The 22,433-nt window shown below is 62.1% G+C and carries 20 protein-coding genes, 1 tRNA gene, 1 other RNA gene and 1 pseudogene; 11 read left to right on the top strand and 12 right to left on the bottom strand.

The genetic code is table 11. From position 1 onward, the window contains the following. Nucleotides 1-21: 21 nt before the first annotated feature. From DL86_RS02995 to DL86_RS18535, 3 genes are all read right to left on the bottom strand, one after another. Nucleotides 22-1,044 carry a DMT family transporter gene (locus DL86_RS02995; RefSeq protein ID WP_084572645.1) on the bottom strand — a complete coding sequence of 341 codons (1,023 nt, stop codon included), beginning with the start codon at nucleotides 1,042-1,044 and terminating at the stop codon, nucleotides 22-24. 124 nt (nucleotides 1,045-1,168) lie between these two features. Then, entirely contained in the window at nucleotides 1,169-1,978 is an 810-nt protein-coding gene (locus DL86_RS02990) for a thymidylate synthase (RefSeq protein ID WP_036257825.1), read from the bottom strand. A gap of 103 nt (nucleotides 1,979-2,081) precedes the next feature. Continuing rightward, nucleotides 2,082-2,843, bottom strand: coding sequence for a CPBP family intramembrane glutamic endopeptidase (locus tag DL86_RS18535; protein ID WP_162180385.1), 762 nt, complete (start codon nucleotides 2,841-2,843; stop codon nucleotides 2,082-2,084). A gap of 35 nt (nucleotides 2,844-2,878) precedes the next feature. Here DL86_RS18535 and ssrA point away from each other — a divergent pair. The 4 genes from ssrA to DL86_RS02970 all read left to right on the top strand — a co-directional run bounded on the left by ssrA (nucleotide 2,879) and on the right by DL86_RS02970 (nucleotide 4,330). Continuing rightward, nucleotides 2,879-3,235, top strand: a transfer-messenger RNA (tmRNA) gene (gene ssrA / locus DL86_RS19050). A gap of 69 nt (nucleotides 3,236-3,304) precedes the next feature. Beyond that, complete coding sequence (locus DL86_RS02980; protein WP_036257824.1) at nucleotides 3,305-3,892, top strand: SspB family protein; 588 nt, start codon at nucleotides 3,305-3,307, stop codon at nucleotides 3,890-3,892. After that, complete coding sequence (locus tag DL86_RS02975) at nucleotides 3,892-4,098, top strand: DUF4169 family protein (RefSeq protein ID WP_036257823.1); 207 nt, start codon at nucleotides 3,892-3,894, stop codon at nucleotides 4,096-4,098. The genes DL86_RS02980 and DL86_RS02975 overlap by 1 nt, the downstream gene beginning before the upstream one ends. Beyond that, nucleotides 4,061-4,330 (top strand): ribbon-helix-helix domain-containing protein, encoded by a 270-nt coding sequence (locus tag DL86_RS02970; RefSeq protein ID WP_084572644.1) that lies wholly within the window; start codon nucleotides 4,061-4,063, stop codon nucleotides 4,328-4,330. The genes DL86_RS02975 and DL86_RS02970 overlap by 38 nt, the downstream gene beginning before the upstream one ends. Before the next feature lie 17 nt (nucleotides 4,331-4,347). Here DL86_RS02970 and DL86_RS02965 read toward each other — a convergent pair whose 3' ends face one another. The 3 genes from DL86_RS02965 to DL86_RS02955 form a co-directional block, all read right to left on the bottom strand. Continuing rightward, entirely contained in the window at nucleotides 4,348-7,803 is a 3,456-nt protein-coding gene (locus DL86_RS02965; protein WP_036257813.1) for an AsmA family protein, read from the bottom strand. Nucleotides 7,804-7,856: 53 nt separating this feature from the next. Beyond that, on the bottom strand, nucleotides 7,857-8,804 hold the full coding sequence (locus DL86_RS02960) for an aldo/keto reductase (RefSeq protein WP_036257810.1): 948 nt from the start codon (nucleotides 8,802-8,804) through the stop codon (nucleotides 7,857-7,859). Between the two features lie 145 nt (nucleotides 8,805-8,949). Beyond that, the gene (locus DL86_RS02955; protein WP_036257803.1) at nucleotides 8,950-11,091 is read right to left on the bottom strand and encodes a DNA/RNA non-specific endonuclease; all 2,142 of its coding nucleotides are present in this window, start codon (nucleotides 11,089-11,091) and stop codon (nucleotides 8,950-8,952) included. A gap of 291 nt (nucleotides 11,092-11,382) precedes the next feature. On the opposite strand from DL86_RS02955, the gene DL86_RS02950 reads away from it, so the two are divergent. Beyond that, entirely contained in the window at nucleotides 11,383-13,761 is a 2,379-nt protein-coding gene (locus DL86_RS02950; protein ID WP_036257799.1) for an ATP-dependent helicase, read from the top strand. Between the two features lie 269 nt (nucleotides 13,762-14,030). After that, nucleotides 14,031-14,279: pseudogene (locus DL86_RS02945) on the top strand (type II toxin-antitoxin system HicB family antitoxin); the annotation flags it as partial. 4 nt (nucleotides 14,280-14,283) lie between these two features. Here the strand turns inward: DL86_RS02945 and DL86_RS02940 are convergent. Further along, complete coding sequence (locus DL86_RS02940) at nucleotides 14,284-14,664, bottom strand: tautomerase family protein (RefSeq protein WP_036258159.1); 381 nt, start codon at nucleotides 14,662-14,664, stop codon at nucleotides 14,284-14,286. Nucleotides 14,665-14,706: 42 nt separating this feature from the next. Continuing rightward, nucleotides 14,707-16,140: an FAD-binding oxidoreductase gene (locus DL86_RS02935; protein WP_036257796.1), complete on the bottom strand. Its 1,434-nt coding sequence runs from the start codon at nucleotides 16,138-16,140 to the stop codon at nucleotides 14,707-14,709. A 336-nt stretch (nucleotides 16,141-16,476) separates the two neighbouring features. Between DL86_RS02935 and DL86_RS20225 the strand changes: the two genes are divergently transcribed. Continuing rightward, nucleotides 16,477-17,136 (top strand): phosphoribosyltransferase, encoded by a 660-nt coding sequence (locus tag DL86_RS20225; protein ID WP_202899150.1) that lies wholly within the window; start codon nucleotides 16,477-16,479, stop codon nucleotides 17,134-17,136. A gap of 74 nt (nucleotides 17,137-17,210) precedes the next feature. Then, on the top strand, nucleotides 17,211-17,447 hold the full coding sequence (locus DL86_RS02925) for a hypothetical protein (RefSeq protein WP_036257791.1): 237 nt from the start codon (nucleotides 17,211-17,213) through the stop codon (nucleotides 17,445-17,447). 3 nt (nucleotides 17,448-17,450) lie between these two features. Here the strand turns inward: DL86_RS02925 and DL86_RS02920 are convergent, their stop codons facing one another. From DL86_RS02920 to DL86_RS02910, 3 genes are read right to left on the bottom strand one after another with little or no spacing between them, the layout of a single operon-like run. Next, entirely contained in the window at nucleotides 17,451-18,371 is a 921-nt protein-coding gene (locus tag DL86_RS02920) for a phage Gp37/Gp68 family protein (RefSeq protein WP_036257790.1), read from the bottom strand. A gap of 4 nt (nucleotides 18,372-18,375) precedes the next feature. After that, complete coding sequence (locus tag DL86_RS02915; protein ID WP_036257788.1) at nucleotides 18,376-18,762, bottom strand: hypothetical protein; 387 nt, start codon at nucleotides 18,760-18,762, stop codon at nucleotides 18,376-18,378. A 30-nt stretch (nucleotides 18,763-18,792) separates the two neighbouring features. Then, nucleotides 18,793-19,038 (bottom strand): hypothetical protein, encoded by a 246-nt coding sequence (locus DL86_RS02910; RefSeq protein WP_036258155.1) that lies wholly within the window; start codon nucleotides 19,036-19,038, stop codon nucleotides 18,793-18,795. 239 nt (nucleotides 19,039-19,277) lie between these two features. On the opposite strand from DL86_RS02910, the gene DL86_RS02905 reads away from it, so the two are divergent. After that, nucleotides 19,278-19,355 (top strand) — tRNA-Trp (locus tag DL86_RS02905). Between the two features lie 114 nt (nucleotides 19,356-19,469). Here DL86_RS02905 and DL86_RS02900 read toward each other — a convergent pair. Then, nucleotides 19,470-20,267: a DsbA family protein gene (locus DL86_RS02900; RefSeq protein ID WP_051952511.1), complete on the bottom strand. Its 798-nt coding sequence runs from the start codon at nucleotides 20,265-20,267 to the stop codon at nucleotides 19,470-19,472. A 208-nt stretch (nucleotides 20,268-20,475) separates the two neighbouring features. Here DL86_RS02900 and DL86_RS02895 point away from each other — a divergent pair, with 208 nt between their 5' ends. Further along, complete coding sequence (locus DL86_RS02895; protein ID WP_036257785.1) at nucleotides 20,476-21,666, top strand: pyridoxal phosphate-dependent aminotransferase; 1,191 nt, start codon at nucleotides 20,476-20,478, stop codon at nucleotides 21,664-21,666. A 202-nt stretch (nucleotides 21,667-21,868) separates the two neighbouring features. Further along, on the top strand, nucleotides 21,869-22,354 hold the full coding sequence (locus tag DL86_RS02890) for an SRPBCC family protein (RefSeq protein ID WP_036257783.1): 486 nt from the start codon (nucleotides 21,869-21,871) through the stop codon (nucleotides 22,352-22,354). Nucleotides 22,355-22,433: the final 79 nt, after the last annotated feature.

Raw genomic sequence — 22,433 nt, 5'->3', positions numbered from 1 at the left:
CCCGACGCCAACTCCGCCGCATCAAGTCTTTCGCTCGCGCAGGAAAATAAACAGACCGGCGGCGACGATCAATCCGGCTCCGATCATGGTTTGCAGGCTGGGAACTTCGGAGAAGACGAGGAGGCTGAACAAAACCGCCCAGAGCAGCGCCGTGTAGCCGAACGGAGCGACGATATTCGCCGGCGCGGCGTTGAAGGCGCGGATCAGGCAGAAATGGCTCGTGACGCCAAGCCCGCCGAGGAACAGCATCAGCGCCGCGTCCGCAAGGCTCGGGATGAGGCCGACAAAGGGAAGAAATGCGCCGCAGAAAATGCTTCCGGCGATCGCCGTGTAGAATAAGGTCGTCAGCGGCGGATCGGTCGAATGCAGCATTCTGGTCGTGATCTGATACAGCGCGCTGGTCAGGGCGGCGAGAAAGGGAAACAGCATCGCCAGGGAGAAATCGACCCGGGAGGGGTCGACGATCACCCATACGCCGACGAGGCCCGCGACGACGCTCGCCCAACCGCCGAGGCTGACTTTCTCGCGCAGGACGAAGACCGACAGCGCTGTAACGAGCACCGGCGCCACCCAGATGATGGCTGAGAAATCGACGAAGGGCATGATCCGCAGCGCCAGCATCCCGAACAAGGTGATGCTGAGGACAAGGCTCGATCGCAGCATCTGCAGCATGGGACGGCGTGAGGCCATCAGGCGCGGATTGCGCCAGCAGACGAGGCAGGTCGCCACGACAAGGTGGATGAAATAGCGCGCGAAGGCGATTTCCGTCGCCGGGTAGGACTCCAGCAGAATGCGAACAGTCGAATCCTGGCATACGAACAGGAAGGTCGTGACCAGCATCCAGGCGATTCCGGCCTTGATCGCGGTCTTGCTCGCCGCGATGGGCAAGGCGATGGACGAGGCGGCCGGGAGGGCGGTGGGCGAGGTCGCGGTGGGCGAGGCCGCGGCCAAGATCTTGACCGGCAAGGCCTTGAGAAGGGCGCTGTCGCCCGAAGAGGGAACCTCGCTCGGGCCTTCGCCTGCGGCCGATGCCGAGCGGGTCATATCGTGGCAATGTCCTATGGGCTCAAACGACGATTCGCTGGAAGCCTATAGCCTATCCGATCCTCCGGCGAGAACCTAAATCGCCGCGGCCAGAACCGCCCTCGGCGGGATTTGGCGTCCTCGCTCACACCGCGATCGGCGCCTTGATGGCGGGATGGGGATCATAGGCATCGAGGACGATGTCGTCGTAGCGGAAATCGAAGATCGATTTGATGCTGGCGTTCAGCTCGAGCCGGGGCAGGGGTCGCGGCGCGCGCGAAAGCTGGAGCCTCGCCTGTTCGAGATGGTTCACATAAAGATGGGCGTCGCCGAATGTATGGACGAAATCGCCGGGCGTTAGGCCGCAGACGTGAGCGACCATATGGGTCAGCAGCGCATAGCTCGCGATATTGAAAGGGACGCCGAGGAAGGCGTCTGCCGACCGTTGGTAAAGCTGGCAGTCCAGCCGGCGAACGCCAGCCGTGTCCTCGCGCACATTGAACTGGAACAGGCAGTGACAAGGCGCCAAGGCCATTTTCGGCAGATCGACGGGGTTCCAGGCCGAAACGATCAACCGGCGCGAAAACGGATTGCGGGCGATCTCCTGAACAATGTCTGAAATCTGGTCGATGGCCCGGCCGTCCGGCGTCTCCCAAGAGCGCCATTGCTTGCCGTAAATCGGTCCAAGATCGCCGTTGGCGTTTGCCCATTCGTCCCAAATGCCGACGCCATTTTCCTTCAGATAGGCGATATTCGTGTCGCCGCGCAAAAACCAGAGAAGCTCATGGACGATGGATTTCCAATGCAGCTTCTTGGTCGTGACCAGCGGGAATCCCTGGCTGAGATCGAACCGCATCTGATGGCCGAAAAGCGAGCGGGTTCCGGTTCCGGTGCGGTCGGATTTCGCTTCGCCCTCGCGCAGGATTTTGGCGATAAGATCGAGATAGGGCTGCATATTGGTTGATCCTTCGGGAAAGGCCTTGAAGAACCTGTCCCGCTAAAGGCGATAGCCATCTCAGGCAAGGCCGCCGGAAAGCCGGATTTGCCGGCCATCCGCCTCAATCGAGAAGGCTCAGGCAACAGGCAAGGAAGTTGTTGAAGGCGTGAAAGGCGATCGCCGGCTTGATGCTGCCGGCAATCTCGCGGAGCGCCCCCAGCGCGAGGCCAACCGGAAACACCGCCAGCGCATAGAGATGCGTGCTTTCATAATGCATCCCGGCGAATATGACCGAGCTCGCCAGCAGCGCCGTCGCAAAGCTGAAATTGCGGCGCAAATTCGTAAAGATCCAGCCGCGAAAAACCAGCTCCTCCGTCACCGGGGCGAAAACCACGGCGAGGAGCGAAAGCAGAGCCGCCGCGACCAAGTCCTTGGGCATTGTCAGCCAATCCTCGGATTGCGGATAAAAATGGCGGAGGGCGATGTCGGCCGCGAAACCATAGAGGAAGGTCGCCCCAATGATCAGCCAGAACCGGCGCTCGTTGCGCCATAAGCTCCAGGGCTGCCAGGCGATGAGGTCGCGCCAATTTTGACCGCCTCGAAACCGGGCCGCGATCAAGACCGCGAAACCGACGCAAACATAGGCAAGGAAGGAGGCCGCGAGGGCCACAAAGGTCAAGGCCTTGTCGCTTCCCGCATCGATCGTCTCGCTGAGAGCATCAGTCAGCGCCCAATGGCCTATGACGGCGTCCGCCGCGAGCAGGACGCCCACAATGAACATACATAGAACGCCGGCGATCAGGACAATGCCGCCAAGGCTAAGAATCAGCTCGATCAGGCCATAAAAACTTGATCTGACTTGCTCTTTTTTTAACTCGCGCAAGCTGCGCCCTCCTCGGCGGCGGCCGTTCGCCATTCGGCCTAGCAAATATCGCGGTTATGCTTATATTCGATCTGCCGCCTCGTGCGGCTATGGCGATAAACGGCTTCGAAATAAGCTCTTCGGACCCGGGGGCGGTACCCGGCGCCTCCACCAAAATCCGTCTTGAAAAAGCGGATTTTGGCGGGGGCGAAATAGGTTCGACGGGGGGTGTAAAGGATGTCCTTTCGCTCGGCATGGTTCCGCCGTCATCGGGCCGAACTTTATAGTTGCCAATGACAACTATGCTCCGGTGGCCGTTGCCGCGTAATGCGGTAATAGTACCGAAATTAAAGTCCTTAGCGGTAGCACTCTAAGGCGGGGTTCGGAGGCACCTGGCAACAGAAGCCTCCACTTTTATGTAAGGGCCAGCTTTTGCCGGGTCCGAGGTCTGGCACGGCGAACTATCCGCGTGGGCGTTTTGAATGGCGACCGATCTGATCCGCTACGATGTACTGGTCCAGGACGCATTGCGCGGCGTCGTCCGCAAAGTTCTCGCCGAAGCGGCGCGTGAAGGTCTTCCGGGCGAACATCATTTCTACATTTCCTTCCGCACGCATGCGCGGGGGGTGCGGCTTTCCGCGCGAATGCGCGAGCGTTATCCCGATGAAATGACAATTATTTTGCAGCACCAGTTCTGGGATTTGAGCGTCACCGATCATGCTTTTGAAGTCGGCCTGTCGTTCAAGAACGTTCCGGAAATGCTGCTCATTCCTTTCGATGCCGTGACCCGCTTCTCCGATCCTTCCGTTGGGTTCGACTTGAAATTCGACCCCGAGGAGGAGCTGGGCGAGACCGGCGCCAATGACGCCGGATCCGCACAGCCAAGCCCGCACCTTGTCGCGCTCGACGCGTCGCCGTCGACAGCGACCAATCCGCCCGATGGCGGCGAAAAGGCGAAGCCGCGCGAGAGCGCCGTCAGGTCCGCCGAAGATCGGGATGGCGCCGATGCTGGGGAAGCGCCGGGCGAGGCCAAGGTTGTGTCAATCGACGCTTTTCGCAAGAAGACGTGATGGGCGAAATCGTCAATCTCCGCCGCGCCCGCAAGGCCAGGGCGCGCATCCTCGCGACGAACGAGGCGGCCGCCAACAGAACCAAGTTCGGTCGAAGCGCCGCTGAACGCTCGGCCGCGCAAATATCGCGCGCTTTGGAGTCGCGCCGCTTCGAGGCGCATAAGCGGGATGACCGCGAAAGTTCACCCGACGATCATGCGGACTGACGGAACGCCTTCGGCTTCGAGCGCGATCGTCAAGCACTCGCTCGCCATCGCGGGCCATCGCACCAGCATCTCCTTGGAACATGCTTTTTGGGAAAGCCTGAAGGAGATCGCCGCCGCGCGCGGCCTGTCGCTCGCCGCGCTGGTCGCAACAATTGACGCCGGGCGCGGCGAGGCCAATCTTTCATCCGCGATCCGGGTCTTCGTTCTGAATGCTGCGCGGCGTTCTCAATAGGCGCGTTTTGCGGTCGCTCAATTCGCCGACCCGGCTATTCCAGCAGCTTCTTCCATCTTTATTCGTTCTTGCGCGCGGCGCCGTTCCGACAACAGGCGCTGGTGGAAAAATGCGCGTTCACGAACGTCGAATTCAAAGGCTTCGATCCGGGCGCTTTCGCGCAGAATGGCGCGCGCTGCGAGCGCATTGGCGAAGGATGCGGCGTCGATTTCACGAACCGGCTTTGACCAAGGCCCTTTCAGCTTCAGCGTGATCGATGGCGCGCGGCCGTCCCAATCCTTCGCTGGCCGATTCAAGGTGAAGACGAGATGCTCTTCGAGGGTCGCATCGCGCAGGTTTAGCGCTGCGGAAACAGTCGTGGTCACGGGTTGCTCGGGCGCGAATGGCTTTGCTCCAGCGCCGCCTTTGGGGGTTGGCGAAAGACGCACAACGCCCGAAGCTGCGCTAATGTCGAAATCGAGGGTCCCGAGGGCCAGCGGCGCGCGCTGGAATTCGCGGGCCAAGGCCAGCGCGGCCGCGTCCGCTCCGATCGGAATGTGATCCTGCTCGATGGCCGAAAAGACGCGCGCCGGGGCCGAAGGGTCGCAGGATGGCGCGGTCAAATCGGCGATGGCCGCATGACCGGAGCCGGCGAGCCCCGCCATCAGCGCATCCGCGCTCTGCCCCGTCCCGGCGATGTCGAGACTGGCGCTGATCCGGCCGCGTCCGCCCGGAAGATCGAAAGCTATGTCATCGAGCGCGAGGCGGGCCTGGAGCGCGACGGTTGCGCCCTCGCGCCGCAAATCGACCTCGCCCTTGGCGGCTCCCTCGCCAAATTTTAGCTGAAGATCGCGCAGCGCGAGACGGCCAGGCGCGGCCTCGAGAGTCAGCCGCGCGGGTCTTGCGGATAGGCCGGACGGAAGCTCCAGACTCCGGAGGGTCAGAGCCAATGCGCTGGCCGGCAAATCGAAGTCCGGCGAGGCGAATTTCAGGCTCGACCAGGCCTCCGCCACCCTGGCCGGTTGCGGCGGGCCAAGCAGGAGAGCGAACAGCGTCGTCATCGACGTCTTCTCGATGGCGATGTCGCCGGTCAGCATTTTGTCGCCGCCGGAGGTCTTTCCATAGGCCAGCGAGCCGGCGAGCCGGCCATTGGCGATCCCGCCTTTGATATTTTGCGCTTCGAGCCGGTCTTTGCTCCAGATCAGCGCGGCGGAAAAATCGGTCGGAAGTTTTGTCGAAAAATCCGGCAAAGCCAGCCCGGCGGCGCGCAGCAAGGGCGATGCATCCTTGGTGAAGAGATGCAGCTCGCCCGCGATGGAAGGCCGCGCGAGGTCGGCATTCATCTGTCCCTGAAAGTCGAAGGCCGTCCCAGCGAGGAGCGCCTTGATGCGCGCTTCGAGCATTTCGCCAGCGGGTCCGTGTGCGCTGATGTCAATATGGCCTGGTCCCAGTCCGCTGTCGGACGCGCTGGGAGCCCCAAGCAAAAGCAGGAGAGCCGGGCTCTCCTTGGCGTCGAGCGCTGCTGCGATCTGCATATGTCCGGGATGGGTGGGATCAGGCCTGGCCGTGGCGGAAATTTGCGTCCCCCCGCCCTTTCCCTCCAGCGTGAGAGCCGTGAGGTCGACGTGTCCGCCGGCAAAGACGGCATCGGCCGTCACAGTCACATCCGCCGGGCTCAAGGCCGCCGCGCGCGACCGCAGAAACGCCGTCGCCGGACTAGGCGCAAGGAAGCCCACCAGATCGATGAGCCCGCCGGGCCGCGCCGCTTCGACTTTGGCGTCGATATGGGCCGCTTGTTTCGAAAGGGCGCCGCTCGCCGTCACGACGGCGCCGTCCAATCCTTCCCAGGTGAACTCCTCGAGCTCGATGCGCGCGCCTTGCTTGACCAACTTGACGTCGAGCGCGCCGAGGTCGCTCTTGCCTTGTCCGATTCGCCCGAGCGTCAGCGCCTTGGCGCCAAAGCGCAGCGAAAGGTCCATGCCTGTCACCGGGCCTTGCAGGTCGGGCAGGCTGGCGGGCAGGCCGGAAAGATCGAGCGACGCCGCAACGAGTTCGGCGGCAAGGCGCGACGGCAGGTCCGGGGTCGCCGGCGCATATTCGGCCGTTCCCGACACTGTCGATCCATCGAGCATCATGTCGAGATTGGCGATGCGAATCCCTGTGGGCGAAACATGGGCCTGCGCCGCGGCGTCGATCGCGCGAAAGGGCAGGCCCTTCAGCGCCGGAGCCAATTGTGGCGCCATTACGGCAAACCAATCCCTTAGTCCGCGCCAGTCCGCCGCGCGCGCCGCGATTCTGCCCTCGAAGCCGGGCAGGGGCTGCATCTGCACGCCGCCGTCGAAAGAGAGGCGCGACTGGCCTGGACCTTGGGCTTCGAAGCGAAGCCATGCGGCTTGACCAGCGCCTAAGACCAGATTTGTCGAAAGATCTTTGAAGGTCTCGCCTCCAAGCCTCAAATTCTCCGCGCCATAGGACAATTCGAGCGGCCAGGGCGGGGCGGCGGCGAGAGCGCTTTGAAGGCCCGCCAAAAAGGATGCCGGCGTAGGCGCGCCGCCGTTGGCGGCGAACCAGCGGTCGAGATCGATCGGGCTGGAGCGCAGGCGCGCGCGCGCCTTGGGCGCAGCGGACCAGTCCAGTTCAGCTTCGCCCGTCGCGCTCAAGGGACGGTCCTCGTCGCCAATGCGCAGATCCAGATTGGCGAGGCCGGCCTTGCGGGAATCGACATTGAGCCAGCCCGAAAGACGCCAGGGCGGATCGGGTAAATCCTGGAATTTTGCGGCGCCGCTGAAACTTGGCGATAAGAAATGGCCTTCCCCGCCGACCAAGGAAAGGACCCCGTCGAGATCCGCGCGCGGACGGCGCGCGCTCGCATCGACAATGAGTTTGAGCTTCAGCCGGCTTTCCTCGCTCGCATTGGCTGAAAAGCGAAAGGCGTTCCGCTCTCCCGCAATTTTGAGCGCGCCGCTGCCTTTGAACGGACCCGAAACGGATGCCGCCTCGGCGTCGAGCGCGATCTCCTCCAAAACGAGGCTGCGACGCCTTGCCGGGTCCTGGATCGCAAGCGTTCCTTTTTCGATGGCGATTCGCTCGAAGCGCATGTTGGCGGCCAAGGCCGGCGGCTGCCGAGGAATGGGAAACGAACCGTCGGCGGCAAGGGTCAGATCGAGGCGCGGCGCCTCGAAGAGCGCCTCGATGAAGTCGATTTCACCGCGCAGGAGCGGGGCGATTGCGATCTCGATCCGCAATTTCGCGACGGCGAGGCGGATCGGCGCGGTCTCGTCGGCCAGTTCGACATTTTCGAGGCTGAGATAGGGGGTCGGCAATAGTCTGAGTTCGATCGCGCCGCCGATATGGGCCGGCTCGCCAATGGCTTGCGTCAGCCGCACCTCGATAAGCTCCCGCTGCGCCCGCCAATCGACGAAATAAGGGCCGACCAGGGCGGCGGTCAGGAGGAGGATCAGCAGGACGGCGAGAACGGTCAGGCTGTCGCGCAAATTCGTCTATCTGTTCGAACGGAGGCCGCGAGAAAGCGCCGCCATCATGGCGCTCATGCGCTGACCCTGTCGAGCCTTTGCAGCGCTTGCGCGTCGAGATCGATCGTCGCGGCTTTGGCGATTTCTTCAAACTGCTGAAGGCTCGTCGCGCTGACGATCGGGGCAGTGACGCCGGGCTGGGCGATAAGCCAGGCGAGCGCGATCTGCGCCGGGCTCGCTTGATAGCGCGCCGCGATCTTGTCCAGCTCGCCTAAAATATCGAGCCCGCGCGGATCGAGATAATGGGCGACGGTTTTGCCGCGCGGCTTTCCTTCGACATCTTCAAGCTTGCGGTATTTTCCGGTGAGGAAGCCGGCGGCCAAGGCGTAATAAGGGATGACGCCTAAACCTTCCTCAAGGCAGAGCTTCTGCAGGGGGCCTTCGAACAGCGCCCGGTTGACCAGATTGTAGAGCGGCTGCAGGCATTCGTAGCGGGGAATTCCTTTGTCCTTGCTCAAGGCCAATGCCTCTTTGAGCCGCGGCGCGACATAATTGGAGGCCCCGATGGCGCGCGCCTTGCCCGCTTGCACAAGGGTCGCGAAGGCCTCCAGCGTTTCCTCAAGCGGCGTCCAGACGTCGTCAACATGCGCCTGATAGAGGTCGATGTGGTCGGTTCGCAGGCGCCGCAGGGAGGCCTCGGCCGATTGGATGATATGGGCTTTGGAGAGGCCTTTGCCGGCCGCGTGCATATCCATGCCGACTTTCGTCGCGATGTGGATCTTGTCGCGCGCGCCGCCGCGTTGCAGCCAGTTGCCGATGATCGTCTCGGATTCTCCGCCCTCGTGGCCGGGAACCCAGATCGAATAGACGTCGGCTGTGTCGATCAGGGAAAAGCCGCGCTCGACAAAAGCGTCGATGATGGAGAAAGAGGTCGCCTCGTCGGCGGTCCAGCCGAAGACGTTGCCGCCTAACGCCAGCGGGGCGATGTGAAGTCCTGTTCGTCCGAGGGCGCGTTTTTCCATGGCTCATTCTTCCAATCGATCGACGGCGCGATCAAGAGAATAAACTTAGAAAGGACGCGGGCAATTCTGTCCATGCGCAGGCGCCCGGCGAAAACGCCGCGCCATCGGTTCTGCGCCGCCCCCGCTGCTCGCCGACGACCGGATTTCAGGCTGGCAGAAGATCGGCGAGGGACTTGATCAGAAAGACCGCTTCCTCCCCAACCCTTGGCTGCGGGCCTTGGCTGATCGTATCCGCGGCCCTGATCGCGGGACCGAAATCGAGGCCAGTGCGCTTTTCGATCGCGGCGATCGCCATGCGCCATTGCGATACGTCGATGGAAGGAACGTCTTTTGGCGAACCGAGGCTGCGGCGCGACTCCGACAGAAGGTTGCGCTGATCGACCACGAGGCCGACCGCCTTGAGGCCGCGCGCGCCCTTCCAGACGATCACCTTGAAAAAGGATGAGGGAATCTGCACCGCGTCGGCCAGCATGTCGATGCGGTCGTCGAAAATCGGTCCCTGGAAGACGCAGATGCGCTTTCGCGAGTCTTCGACGAGCGCCCCATTCTCCAGCACGTAGCGCTCCGCGCCCTGCCAAAACGGCGTTGTCTGGTTGAAGCGGAAGTGTTGCGGCGAACAATTGGTGAAATGGAATGTGTCGGCGTTGGCGCGCTCGGCCTCGTCCGAGGGGCCCCAGGTGGGGTCCGAACGGCGGGTGAGATGGCCGCGGTCGAAAAAGTCGGACCAATCCGAATAGAAGGACTGGCCGAGGAAGAAGCTTGCGCTGATTCTTGGATCATTGAACCATCGCTCGGCTTCGGCGGCATCGGCGACCTTGCCGCTCTTGCGATCGACGTTTTGATAGGTCTCGCCGTCGATGTTGGTCGCGCTAAAGATGGCGACGCGCTTGCCCTTGTTCATCTTGATGCTGAAATGTTCGTATTTCAGCTCGCCATCTTCGGCGTTTGGTTCGCCGGCGCGCAGAGCCGCCACCTGCTTGGCGAGATCCGCGCTGGGCGTTGGCAGTGGAACCTCGGCGCCGAGGATGAATGCCGGATCATATCCGGTGCGATTGCTGTAATCCTGATCGACCTTGAGCGCTTCGGCGGCGCGCGACAGCGTTCGCGCGGGCGGCGGTTCTTGCCGCACGCTCGCGCCTGTCGCCGCGCCTCCTGCGCCAATTCGCACGGTGATTTCGATCGGAATCGTGATGCGCAGTTCTTGTTGATCTTGCGGAATTGGCTGTTGCTGCTGCGAATCGGGGTTGTTCGATGGAATCGGCATGCGGGCTCCCGTGGGATCGAGGGGAATGGACTCGGCTGGAGCTTTGGCCGGGCGGGGCGGGTCGAGCCTTCGCCCGGCCGGGCGCGCTTGCGCCTGCTTGTCGTAGGCGAGCGCCTCGCGCAGCAGGCTTTGCCGGAGGGGATCGAGCGTGGCGAGCCGCGCCTCCAGATCGTCATAGATCGCGCTGATGCGCACGCCCTCGTTCACGGTGGCGCTGATTGGATGGCCCGTCTCGTCGGACCGCTCAAGAAAGGGCTCGCCGTAATGATGCAGGGCGATCAGCTCCCACTCGTCGTTGAAGACCGGCGCGCCCGAGGAGCCATGATCTGTATCGGTTTCATAGAGAAGCGTTCTGTCGGTTCGGAATTGCAGCATGTTGTTGCGCAAGGCGATCATCTTCGGCCACCCAAGCGGATGCTGTATGATGTTGACGCTCATGCCGATCGCGTGCTTGTCGGGACGATTGGAGAGGGCGCAAAAGCCGAAATCCTCGATCGAGCCGGCGCCGGAATTCAACGGCCCGACCGCGATCACCGCATAATCGAGCGCGTCCACGGGCGAAAATAATGCAAAGCGGTCGGGGTCGAGGAGAAACGCGCTGGTGCTTCTTGGGCGCCCCAGTTCATCAGCTTCGCGGTCGAAAATGATCTGCGCCCCGCGCGCCGCGTCGGCGTCTTCTATCACATGCTGATTGGTGATGAAGAGATTCGGGCTGATCAGAAAGCCGGTTCCGGCGGTGGAGGATTTTGGTCCGGAGACCTCGACATAAGCGACGGCGCGGCGCGCCTGCGCTCCCTCGGGGAGGAAGCTAGCCGCCTGCAGGTCGACGGTGTCTCCAATCAGGGCTTCCTTCCCTCGCGGCGCCGACATGTCGGCCTTTCGCGACATGAACCGCATCATGCGGCCGCGATCCGGTTCAGCTTCGGTCCAGCGCTTGGCGGCGACCAATCCGCGCACATGGTCGCGAGCGGACCGGGTCTCCTCGACGAGGCGGCGAAAGCGCTCCTTCAGCTCGTCTTTCACGGCGCACTCCTATAAGATCGCGGGATCAGCTCGCGGCGACAATTTGGGCGGAACCGAGCAGGAAAAATCGCGAGCGCTTACGCTCGCTCCAATGTGCTACAAGATTGTGACGCGGCCAATATGCGCCATTTTGCCCAGGCCTGCCGCGCTGGCGCGATCGCCCTTGGCGTGAGAGTGCGGCTTAAGCGAGCGCGCCGAAGCCGCTGGAATTGAGCGCTTGCCGAATTCGCGCATAATGCAAAGAAAGCGTCATGATTCGCTTTTTGGTTGCGCGCAGGAGCCCGTGACGACTTGACCGATCCGTTTTCCCTCGCCGATCTCGATGCCCCGCCGCCCAATCCCGGCGGCATCGCCGCGCGCGCCCGAGCCGCGGCGGGCGGCCAGCGCTATCTCGACGGGCTGAACCCCGAGCAGCGCGCGGCGATCGAGGCGATGGACGGTCCGGTTCTGGTGCTCGCCGGCGCGGGCACCGGCAAGACCCGCGTTCTCACGACGAAGATCGCCCATATCATCGGCCAAGGCCGCGCCAGGGCGCATGAGATCCTCGCCGTGACCTTCACCAACAAGGCGGCGCGGGAAATGAAGGAGCGGGTCGGCGCCATCGCCGGTCCTGTCGCCGAAGGCATGCCTTGGCTCGGCACGTTTCATGCGATTTCGACCAAGATCCTGCGCCGCCACGCCGAACTCGTCGGCCTCAAATCCGGCTTCACCATTCTCGATACGGATGATCAGATCCGGCTTTTGAAGCAGGTTTTGCAAGCCGAGAATGTCGACGACAAACGCTGGCCCGCGCGCGCCCTCGCCTATCAGATCGACGCTTGGAAAAATCGCGGCCTCGACCCGGCGCATGTGCCGGCCGGAGAGGCCGCAGCCTTCGCCAATGGCAAGGGCGGCCAGCTTTATGCGCTCTATCAGGAGCGGCTGAAAATCCTCAACGCCGCCGATTTCGGCGATCTCCTGCTGGAGTCGTTGCGGTTGCTGCGCGACAATCCCGACATTCTGAAGCTTTATCAGGAGCGTTTCCGCTATATGCTCGTCGACGAATATCAGGACACCAACACGGTCCAATATTTGTGGCTGAGGCTTCTTGCGCAAGGCCGCCATAATGTCTGCTGCGTCGGCGACGACGATCAATCGATCTATGGCTGGCGCGGCGCCGAGGTCGATAATATTCTGCGTTTCGAGGTTGATTTTCCGGGTGCCAAAGTCATCCGGCTCGAGCGCAATTATCGCTCCACCGGCCATATTCTCGCGACCGCCGCTTCGCTCATCGCGCATAACGAGGGGCGGCTTGGCAAGACGCTTTTCACCGATGACGAATTGGGTGAAAAGCCCACCGTCACAGGCGTCTGGGACTCAGAGGAGGAGGCGCGCGGCGTTGGCGAAGAGATCGAACAATTGCAGCGCCAAGGCCACGGCCTGGAGGAGATCGCGATCCTGGTGCGCGCCTCATTTCAGATGCGCGAATTCGAGGAGCGCTTCATCACATTGGGCCTGCCTTATCGGGTGATCGGCGGTCCGCGGTTTTACGAGCGCGCCGAAATTCGCGACGCGCTGGCCTATCTGCGCTGCGTCGCGCAGCCCGCCGACGATCTCGCCTTCGAGCGGATCTTCAACCTGCCCAAGCGCGGCCTTGGCGACGCCACGTTGCAACTCCTGCATGATTATGCGCGGCGCCAGCGCATCCCCTTGATGCAGGCGGCGCAAAACATGGTCGAGACCGAGGAGCTGAAGCCCAAGCAGCGCCAGACCCTGCGCAGCCTCTTGAGCGATTTTTCCCGCTGGGCTGGTCTGATCGATTCCAAGCCGCAAGGCGAACTCGCCGAAATGATTTTGGAGGAATCGGGTTACACCGACATGTGGCGCAAGGACCGGACCGCCGAGGCGGCGGGGCGGCTCGAAAATCTGAAGGAACTCGTCCGTTCGATGGAGGAGTTCCCCGATCTTGGCGCCTTTCTCGAACATATCTCGCTGGTGATGGAGGCAGGGGACAAGGAAGCCGGCGCGCGTGTCTCGATCATGACTTTGCATGGCGCCAAGGGCCTCGAATTCGAAACCGTTTTTTTGCCGGGCTGGGAGGAGGGGCTTTTTCCGCATCAGCGCTCGCTCGATGAATCCGGGCGCGCCGGCCTCGAGGAGGAGCGGCGGCTCGCCTATGTCGGCCTGACAAGGGCCAAGCGCCGCGCCAAAATCTACTTCGCCACCAACCGGCGCATTCACGGGCTTTGGCAGACGACGATTCCCTCGCGTTTTCTGGACGAATTGCCTGCCGACCATGTTGACGTGGTCGAGGCGGCCTCGGGCGCGGCCTATGGCGGCTATGCGCAATCGCGTTTCGCCAATATGGACAGCTATGGCTCGTCCTATGCGACGCCAGGTTGGCAGCGCGCCCAGCGCCGCGGCGAGGAGACGCGGCAGGCGCAAGCGAAAGGCGAGAGCTTCAAGCAAAGCGGATTCAATCAAGGCTCCGGGCGGCGCGGTCCAATGCAGATCGAGGGCGAACTCGTCGCCAAGTCGAGCGCCGCCTCGGGCTTTGTGAAAGGCGCGCGGGTGTTCCACGTCAAATTCGGCTATGGCGCGGTGGCGGCGGTGGACGGCAACAAGCTGACAGTGGATTTCGACAAGGCCGGCCGCAAGCTGGTGCTGGAGAGTTTTGTACAGGCGGGGTAGGAAAGAATGTCCTGCGCCAAGGCTCGATGTGAACAACCCACCAGTCGGCGCACAAGCAAAGAATGGCGAGCTCTCTCAAGGCCGCATCCTCATCCTGAGGAGCCCGCGAAGCGGGCGTCTCGAAGGATGCGTCCCGAGCGCCCTCGCCCTTCGAGACGGCCTTTCAGGCCTCCTCAGGGTGAGGGCTTAGGTTCTGTTGATTTGAAATAGGCTATCGACTTGGCATGACCCACTGCGTCGCCATCGTTGAATAGGAGGAGGGCAAGGCCGTCGGCGTCTGGTTTCCCGATCTGCCGGGCTGCGTCTCCGCTGGCGATACGCTGGATGAGGCGATGTTGAACGCGGCCGAGGCTCTCGAATTCTGGGCCGAAGCGATGATCGAAAGCGGCCAGGACATTCCCTCGCCGCGAAGTCTCGCCGCCCTCAAAGCCGATTCTGAAATCGCCCAGGACTTGCGGCGTTTCATGGTGGCTCTTATCCCGTTTCCAACCAGCATGCAGCCTCGCGCGGCGCAGTGACGCCTCACCCATATTGCGCGATTCCGTTTCCGAAGGACCAATTCTCCTTCTGCACCTCGACGAGATTGATGAATATATTTTCCGGCCTCACGCCGGGGTTCTCCGCAAGCAACTCCACGACGCGGGCGTAGAGCGCCTTCTTTTTCTCAAGCGTCCGGGTGTTGTTCGCGGTGATTTGAATGATTGCCAGATCGTCGTCGCGGATGATGCCCAGATAGCTGTGGCTGTAGATAAAATTGCTCGGCTTATATTCATCGATCAGCATGAAGCAATCATCTTCCGGGACATCGAAGGCCTCGCGCATGGCCTGATAGACGCCGTCCTGAATGGCTTTGCGATAGGCGCGCGATTTTCCCTTCAAGAGCGAGATGCGAACGAGCGGCATGGACTGGCCTTTCATGTTAAATATGCGGCGCACGGTGGAGGATCAGAGGACCTTGCCGGGGTTAAGGATTCCTTTTGGGTCGATCGTGTGCTTGATCGCGCGCATCAACTCCATCGCGACCTTATCCTTCACTTGCGGCAGGAGATCGCGCTTCAACTGGCCAATGCCATGCTCGGCCGAAATCGACCCCCGATGCGCCGCGACGATAGCGTGGACAATCGCATTGATCTCGTCCCAGCGCGCTAGAAACGCGCCTCTGTCGGCGCCGATCGGCTGCGACACGTTGCAGTGAATATTGCCATCGCCGAGATGGCCGAAAGCCACCATCCGCGCGCCCGGCATGGCCGCGCTCACCGCGCGCTCGATCTCTTCGAGAAAGACAGGGACATCTGCGATGGGGACGCTGACGTCATGTTTGATCGAGCCGCCCTCAAAGCGCTGCACTTCCGACAGGAGTTCGCGCAGCGTCCAGAAGGCTTGGCGCTGATCGAGCGAGGCCGCGACAACGGCATCCTCGATGACGCCCGATTCGGCGGCGGATTCCAAGAGCGCGAGCAGGCGCCCGGCGAGACCTTCTTCGCTCTGCGAACTGAGTTCGAGCAGCACATGCCATGCGTGTGGGGCCGAGAGCGGGTTTCGCGCGCCGGCTGCATGTTTCAAAACGAACTCGAGGCCTATGCGCGGGACAAGCTCGAAGGCCGTGACCTCGTTTCCGACAAAATCCCTGGCGAGGCCGAGCAGAGCCAAAGCCTTTGCGGGAGAGGCGAGGCCGATGAAAGCCGTCTCGATCGCGCGCGGCTTTGGAAAGAGTTTCAACACGGCGGCTGTGATGATCCCGAGCGTCCCTTCCGAGCCGATGAACAGATGTTTGAGATCATAGCCGGTGTTGTCTTTCTTGAGCTTCGACAGATCGGACAAAATCCGGCCGTCGGCCAGCACCACCTCTAGCCCATTCACGAGATCGCGCGCGGCGCCATAGGCGAGCACCCCAGTTCCGCCGGCATTGGCGGCAAGATTGCCGCCAATGGTGCAGGAGCCTTGCGAGGCGAGCGAAAGCGGAAAGAGGCGCCCGGCGCGGTCGGCTTCCGCCTGCGCGCGGGCCAAGGTCATGCCGGCTTCGACGGTCATCGTGTTGGAGGCCGGATCGATCTCACGCAAGGCCTGCATCCGGCCGAGCCATAGGACGATCGCCTCGCCGCCCGCGGCGGGAATTTGGCCGCCGACAAGGCCGGTGTTGCCGCCCTGCGGCGTGACCGGCGTCGCGGTTTCGCTGCACAGCGCCAGCACGGCCGCGACTTCCCGCGTCGAGCCCGGCCGCGCCACGCAGACCGCCTTGCCTTTGAAGAGATCGCGCGGCTCGCGCAAGAAGCCCTCCATGCCGGAAGCGTCGTCGAGGACGTTATTCGCGCCGACGATCCTCTTCAGCCGGTCGATGAGATCGGCGGTCGAGCAGGGCCGCGATGCTGCTTTTTCCACGTCGGGTTTCAACGCTCCCTATGGGGAGGAAAGGGGCCGGAATGGCTTGCTTTATAATGCATTTGTTCGTTTGCCCGCCAGTCTCTCGCCGGCATTGACAGGGCTTCGCTCCCTGGCCCCGGTATGGTTCTTGCTCGATGAAATCGGACCCTAGACCATGCCGGCGGCAAATGTCGCCGACGGGACGCGGCTCTGCAAAAACGTGGCGATCTCTCCTCCAAGCATCAGGCCAAGGCATTCAAGCCAAGCGCCTTTCTTCGCGATCCGATTGCGGGGGCTCGCGGCTCCATGATCCGAAGTGAAACGCTCGAGACATCCTCATGGGGATTCGAAGCGATGAAAATCTTGTTTATGTGCGGCTATTATTCAGATGCGGCGCATCAATCCCTTGCCCGCACGCAAGATTATTGGGACGCCTATCATTTTTGCCGCGCAGTGCGCTCCGGGGAGTTCGAGCAGCCTTTTCAGATTCACACGCAACGCGACAAGGTCGGCGTTCGCGCAAGCAATATTGGTCTGGCGCGCCGCGCCTACGGCAAATTCATCGCCAATAGGATCGCGGAAGAAGCATCCTGGTCGAGCCCGCTGCTGGTCCCGATGCCCTCCGATGACGCGCTGATCGATGCGACGCAGTTTCGCTCTTGGGTGATGGCAAATGAGGCTCTGGCGCCGACTGAACTCAAATGGTCGCTGGTCGATGCGCTGTTCTGGACGAAGCCGCCGCCGCCTCTCGTGCAGGATGCCGAGGCCAGCCAACGCGAGGCGATCGCCGCCATGATGACCTGCGATTTTCCGGTGCGCGGGCAGGCGGTCGTGCTGATCGACGATATTATCTCGACCGGGACAACGCTTCTCGCCGCGCGCGAGCGTCTCGAGGCTGAAGGCGCCGTCGTTCTGGGGGCGCTGGCCTGTGGCCATGTCACCCATGATTTCAATATTAAGCCGTTCGCCCGGCAGGAAATTTGGCTCGAGGACAAATTCGCGGATGCGACTTGAGCGGATGATGGCGACGGCCTTCCGCCACGCGGGGAAATGGTAGAGCTCGTTGTTCAGCAGTAAGGTGAGGCATAATGGAAAGTGAGTCTGAATTTTCGGTAGAGCAGGCGGATGAGGAAACCATTCTGGTCCGGCATTGCCTGGAGGCGCATCGCTACGCTTTTTTCATCGTTGCGGAGGATGGCCGCCGCGCGCTCGGCGATGGGGTCACGATCGGGAACAACGCCACCGCCAATGACGGCGCGAGCTTTACCGGGAACGCGCGCGCCTTCGCCGAGGCCGCCGCGCGCGAGCGCGGGCTGATCGATTGATGATTAGCTCCGAGCGAACGGAAACGCCTGATGGAGGGCGCCGTCGAGCAGGCGAGGCGAGGGCGCCGCGCCGACGCGGCTGAAGGTCATTTTCACCGGCTCCGGCGCAGGATCCGCTTCGACTCCGGCGCAGGGGACGTGCTCGCCCCATTGATGCCAGAAAAACGCCGCGCCGCTTTCGGCGCATTGGTCGCGCAGCGATCTCGCCCAGTTCGGCTGGCAGGGAAGCGCCTCGGCGCCGATTTCACCGCCCGCCACGATCCAGTCGAGCTTAGGGCCGGGAGCGTTCGGACCCTCCTTGAGCCAGGTCCCGACCTTGAGGTCCAATTGCTCCAACAAGGGCTCGGCGGCGATCCATCGCACGGCCGCGGGCGTCTGCAGCAATAGCGGAATGCGGCGATCCGCCTCCTTTTGATTTTCGGCGGTGACCCCGAGCCAGACATTTGGTAGCGGCCAAGAGTCGATTTTTGTCAGGTTCGGATCGGTCGCGATCTCGCCCATCGCACGTTCGATGCGGGAAAGCGCCTCGGAGTCCAAGAGATAGGCCAGCATCGTCTTGGGCCGCTTTGTGAGGACCTGAAAGGTGAGATGCGGCGCCAGGGCCATGACCGCGAAGACGCGGTCGATCGCGGCGTTTGGCAGCGATTCGTGGAAGAGATCCGAGCCAGCATTGACGAAGATCCGGCTCGGCCTGTCCCAGCCAAGGGGCAGGGCGAGGCGGTCTTCCAAGAGTTCGATCTTGCCGGTCCAGGCCGGACCGGCCGGGCCAAGCTCGGCGAACCCATGCCCCCACATGCCCGCTTGCGACGCCGCGGCGGTCATGGCTTCGGCGTAACAATGCCGACAGGCGGCGCTTTTGCGCGTGCATCCCGCGAGCGGATCCCATGTCGCATCGGTCCATGCGATCGCGACATCCAGATGCATGGCCTTAGCCTATATAATCTTGGACGAGATCGGACAGGATGCGGTTCGCGTCGTCGGAGGCTTCCGCCGCGAATGTCGCGCTTTTCTGCCCTGTCGCCGCGTTGGCGAACTCGAATTTGGCGTGGGCGAAGCTGATGCGATCGCCGCTGATCGAAAAGGGGATGCTCAGGACCGGCTTGCCGGGCCGCGAGGCTTCGAGCGTCCAACTGACCTTTCCGTCGGCGACGCTGACCTCGGGAGCGCTCGCCGCAAGCCCAAACTTCGGTCCGATTTCTTTCGCGATCATGTCGTTTAGAATGCCAACCCAGCGGAAGAAACTGGGGAAATTGGCGCGCGCCTCGGCTATGAGGCGGTCTTCGTCCTGGCCGGACTTGGTCGCTGCATCGGTCATGTTCTAGCTTTCGTTTAGGTCGGATTCGGGTCAGCCGAACAGAGGAATCCCGATAAAGGTGTCGTCGGCGCCGCCCCAGGCCTTATGGAGGGCGAATCCCTCCCTCCATTTGGCGGATTCGTCGTCATCGGCCGGCCGATGCGTGACTTTTCCTTCTTCGTTTCCGGCAAGAAGATATTTCTTCGCGTTCCGGACGAAGCGATCGAGATCCTTCTTGTCGGTTGGACGGATGACGCATCGCGGCGCCCCGTCGACCAGAATGATGGTTGGCAACATGTCCCTTGTCTCCGCTGCGGAGGGCTCGCCATCGGGGGCGGTTTGCTCGCCGCGATGTCGCGCCCATTGCGCCATGCAATGATCGTGCAATGGCGCAGGCGGGTTTCATCGGTGGAGAAAGAGGGGGGTTCGAAGGGGCGGCTCTGGGGCTAGGAAGCAAAACCGCAACGGAATCTGCAGGTTTTCGACGCGCGCGCTTGATTAGACCGGGGCCTTCAAGCTAATGTCGCCCCGCATGTAGGAGTGTAGCTCAATTTGGTTAGAGCACCGGTCTCCAAAACCGGGGGTTGGGGGTTCGAGTCCCTCCTCTCCTGCCATGGCGCCCCGCCAGCCTAACTGACGAGCCTGCCTTCGAATCAGATGGCCAATCTCGCTTAGGCCCTGGCGGTTGGGAAGCCGGTCCGGCGAAGCGCCGGCCCGGCTGACGCGCCTTACGAACAAATGGCTTTGCCGCATTTTCTGACATTGACGATTTTGGCCTGCAAATCATCGTAGCCGACGGCGCCGACGACCACATCCAAGCCGATCACGTAGGAGGGCGTTCCTGTCACCGCCAGCGATTTGGCGATTTGCTCGGATTGCTCGATGTCGGCCGTGATCGAAGCCGCCGCGGCGTCCTTGCCGAGCTTGTCCATGTCGGCGCCGAGCTCCTTGGCGGCGGCGAGCGCTTCCGTCTTGCCGACCTGGCCGCGGCTGCTGAGAAGCTTCTGGTGAAACTCCCAAAATTTGGCGCCCTTGAATTGATTGCTGGCGGCGTTGGCGATCCGCGCCGCTTCGATCGAGCCCGGCGAAAGAATAGGAAGATCGCGCAAGATCACTTTTAGATCGGGATTGTCCTTCATGAGCCGCGCGAGATCGCCGAGGGCTCGTTTGCAATAGCCGCAATTATAATCATAGAATTCGATCAAGGTGATCTTGCCGTCCGGATTGCCAATCACGACCGGATTGCCGGCGCTATAAAGCGGACCCGACGGATCGCCGACGATTTTTTCACGCGCCTTGGCTTCGGCGATTTTTTCGCGCGCATCGAGTTCAGCGGCGGCGTCGCGCAGAATTTCCGGCTTTTCCAGCAGGAAATTCTTGATTATCGACTCTATCTCGGCTTTCTGTCCCGGCGAAAACCCCTCCGCGCGGGCTGGAGAAAAGGCGACAGCCAGCAGGGCGAAGGCCAAAATCGACGCGCGGGCGCGACGAAATTGGTTAAGGGCGGGACTTCTTCGCTCGATCATTCATTTTTCTCCTGAGTCATGATCGTCATCATAGAACGCCGCCGACTTTATGGAAACGTCGGGAGCGCGACTTAAAGGCGATCAAAGGGATGTTTTTAAGGATGGTCGAAATGGACTTCGCGCAGGTTTCACGCGGTGAAGGCGGCGCCTGCAATTCTGGCGCTGGTAGGGTCGCCCGCGCAGAGCCAACGCCAAAAGGACTGACGCTATGACCGAAGCGGCGCCGCGGAGCGGTCCGTCATCGTCACGCGTCCAAATCTCGCGGCGGTCCAATGTCGCCCCTTTCATGGCGCTGGATGTCCTGGCGAACGCCAGACGGCGGGAGGCGCAAGGACAGGACATCATCCATCTGGAGATTGGAGAGCCCGGCTCGCCGCCGCCGCGCGCGGTTCGAGAAGCCGCCATGGCGGCGCTCGACGGCCGCCGCATCGGCTATACCGAAGCGCTGGGCCGGCCCAGCTTGCGGGAGCGGATCGCGCGACATTACCGCGACGCTTATGGCCTAGCGGTGGCGCCCGAACACATTGTCGTGACGAACGGGTCGTCCGGCGGTTTCCTGCTGGCCTTCCTCTCCCTGTTCGATGCCGGCGCGCGAGTCGCGATCGCCGCGCCGGGCTATCCGGCCTATCGCAATATTCTCGAAGCCTTGGGGATCGAGACGGTGACGATCGAGGTGAGCGAGGCGACCCGATTTGTCGTGACCCCGTCGATGATCGAGGCCGTCCATGCGAAGACGAGACTCGACGGCATTTTGCTGATGAGCCCGGCCAATCCGAGTGGGACCATGATGAGCGCCGAAGCCTTGCGAGATGTTTGCGCGGCCTGCGAGCGGCTCGGCGTCGCCTTCATTTCCGACGAGGTCTATCATGGCCTGACCTATGGCCAACCGGCGCGAACGGCGCTGGAGTTTTCCTCCGAGGTCATTGTCGCCAATTCCTTTTCTAAATATTTTTGCATGACCGGCTGGCGGATCGGCTGGCTCGTTCTGCCCGGACATATGGTTCGCACAGTCGAGCGCCTGCAGCAGAACCTCGCCGTCTCCGTCGGGCTTCTAAGCCAGATCGGCGCGGAGGCGGTTTTCGACGCGCAAGAGGATCTGCAGCGCGTTCTTTCCGGCTATGCCCGCAATCGCGCTATTCTCCTCAACGAATTGCCGGACATGGGCCTTGGCGGTTTCCATCCCGTCGATGGCGCCTTTTATATTTATGTCGACGTTTCGCGTCTGACCGACGATTCCGGCCATTTCTGCGCCAAGATGCTCGACGAGATCGGCGTCGCGGCCACTCCTGGCCTCGACTTCGACCGAACCCGGGGCCGCGGGGCGGTGCGGTTTTCTTTCGCCGGGCCGGAAGGGGATATTGTTGAGGCGATGCGGCGGTTGAAATCCTGGCTCCGGTAACAGCAGGAGTTCCTGACTGTATATCAACAAATTATACAAATTAATTGATGTTTAGGCGGAACATTATTGGAGAAGGAGCGCGCCATAAAAGCTGCCTGGATGCGAAGCCTTCGTCCGCTCCAAGCCCTCTTTCCTTCAGTAAAAAATTGCCGCAACCTCCCAATCGGTCAAAGTCTTGGCTGGCGGCCGGGAACGGAGTGCAATGATGCGTGGATTTTTGGCGGCGGCGCTCGCCTTGCTTTGCTCCGCAAGCGGCGCCTTGGCGGAAAAAGTCATGGATCGAATTGAGATCAACGCCACCGCCGACGCGGTATGGGCGGCGATCGGAGACTTCTGCGGGATCCAGAATTGGCATCCGGCCGTCGCCTCCTGCGAGGTCGAAAGCGATGGAAAGGCCAGGATCAGAACCGTGATCTTGAAGGATGGCGGCAAACTCGTCGAAAAGGAAATCAACCGGAACAATCTCGGCCGCGCTTACAGCTATAAGGGCGTCGAGACCCCCTTGCCGGTTGAGCATTATGCGGCAACGATTAAGGTTTTGCCGATCGGCAAGACTAAGGTCAACGTCCTTTGGATGAGCGCTTTCAAACCGATCGGCCCGGGCGCCGCGGCGGAAAAGAGCGTCTCGGATCTGTACGTCGCCGGTTTGAAGGGGCTCAAGGCGAAGATAGAGACCCCGGCAAGATAACGCCCAAGTCCGGCTTGTCGCCGCTGCAATTCGGCGGGGACGAAATGGCCGGGCGTAGGCCCGGCCATTTCCTTACTGG

Origin of the sequence: Methylocapsa aurea (assembly GCF_000746085.1) — a bacterium.
In the GTDB taxonomy this organism is placed as follows: domain Bacteria; phylum Pseudomonadota; class Alphaproteobacteria; order Rhizobiales; family Beijerinckiaceae; genus Methylocapsa; species Methylocapsa aurea.
The sequence above is the reverse complement of the archived record's forward strand: the minus strand, read 5'-3'. Positions and strand labels throughout refer to the sequence as shown.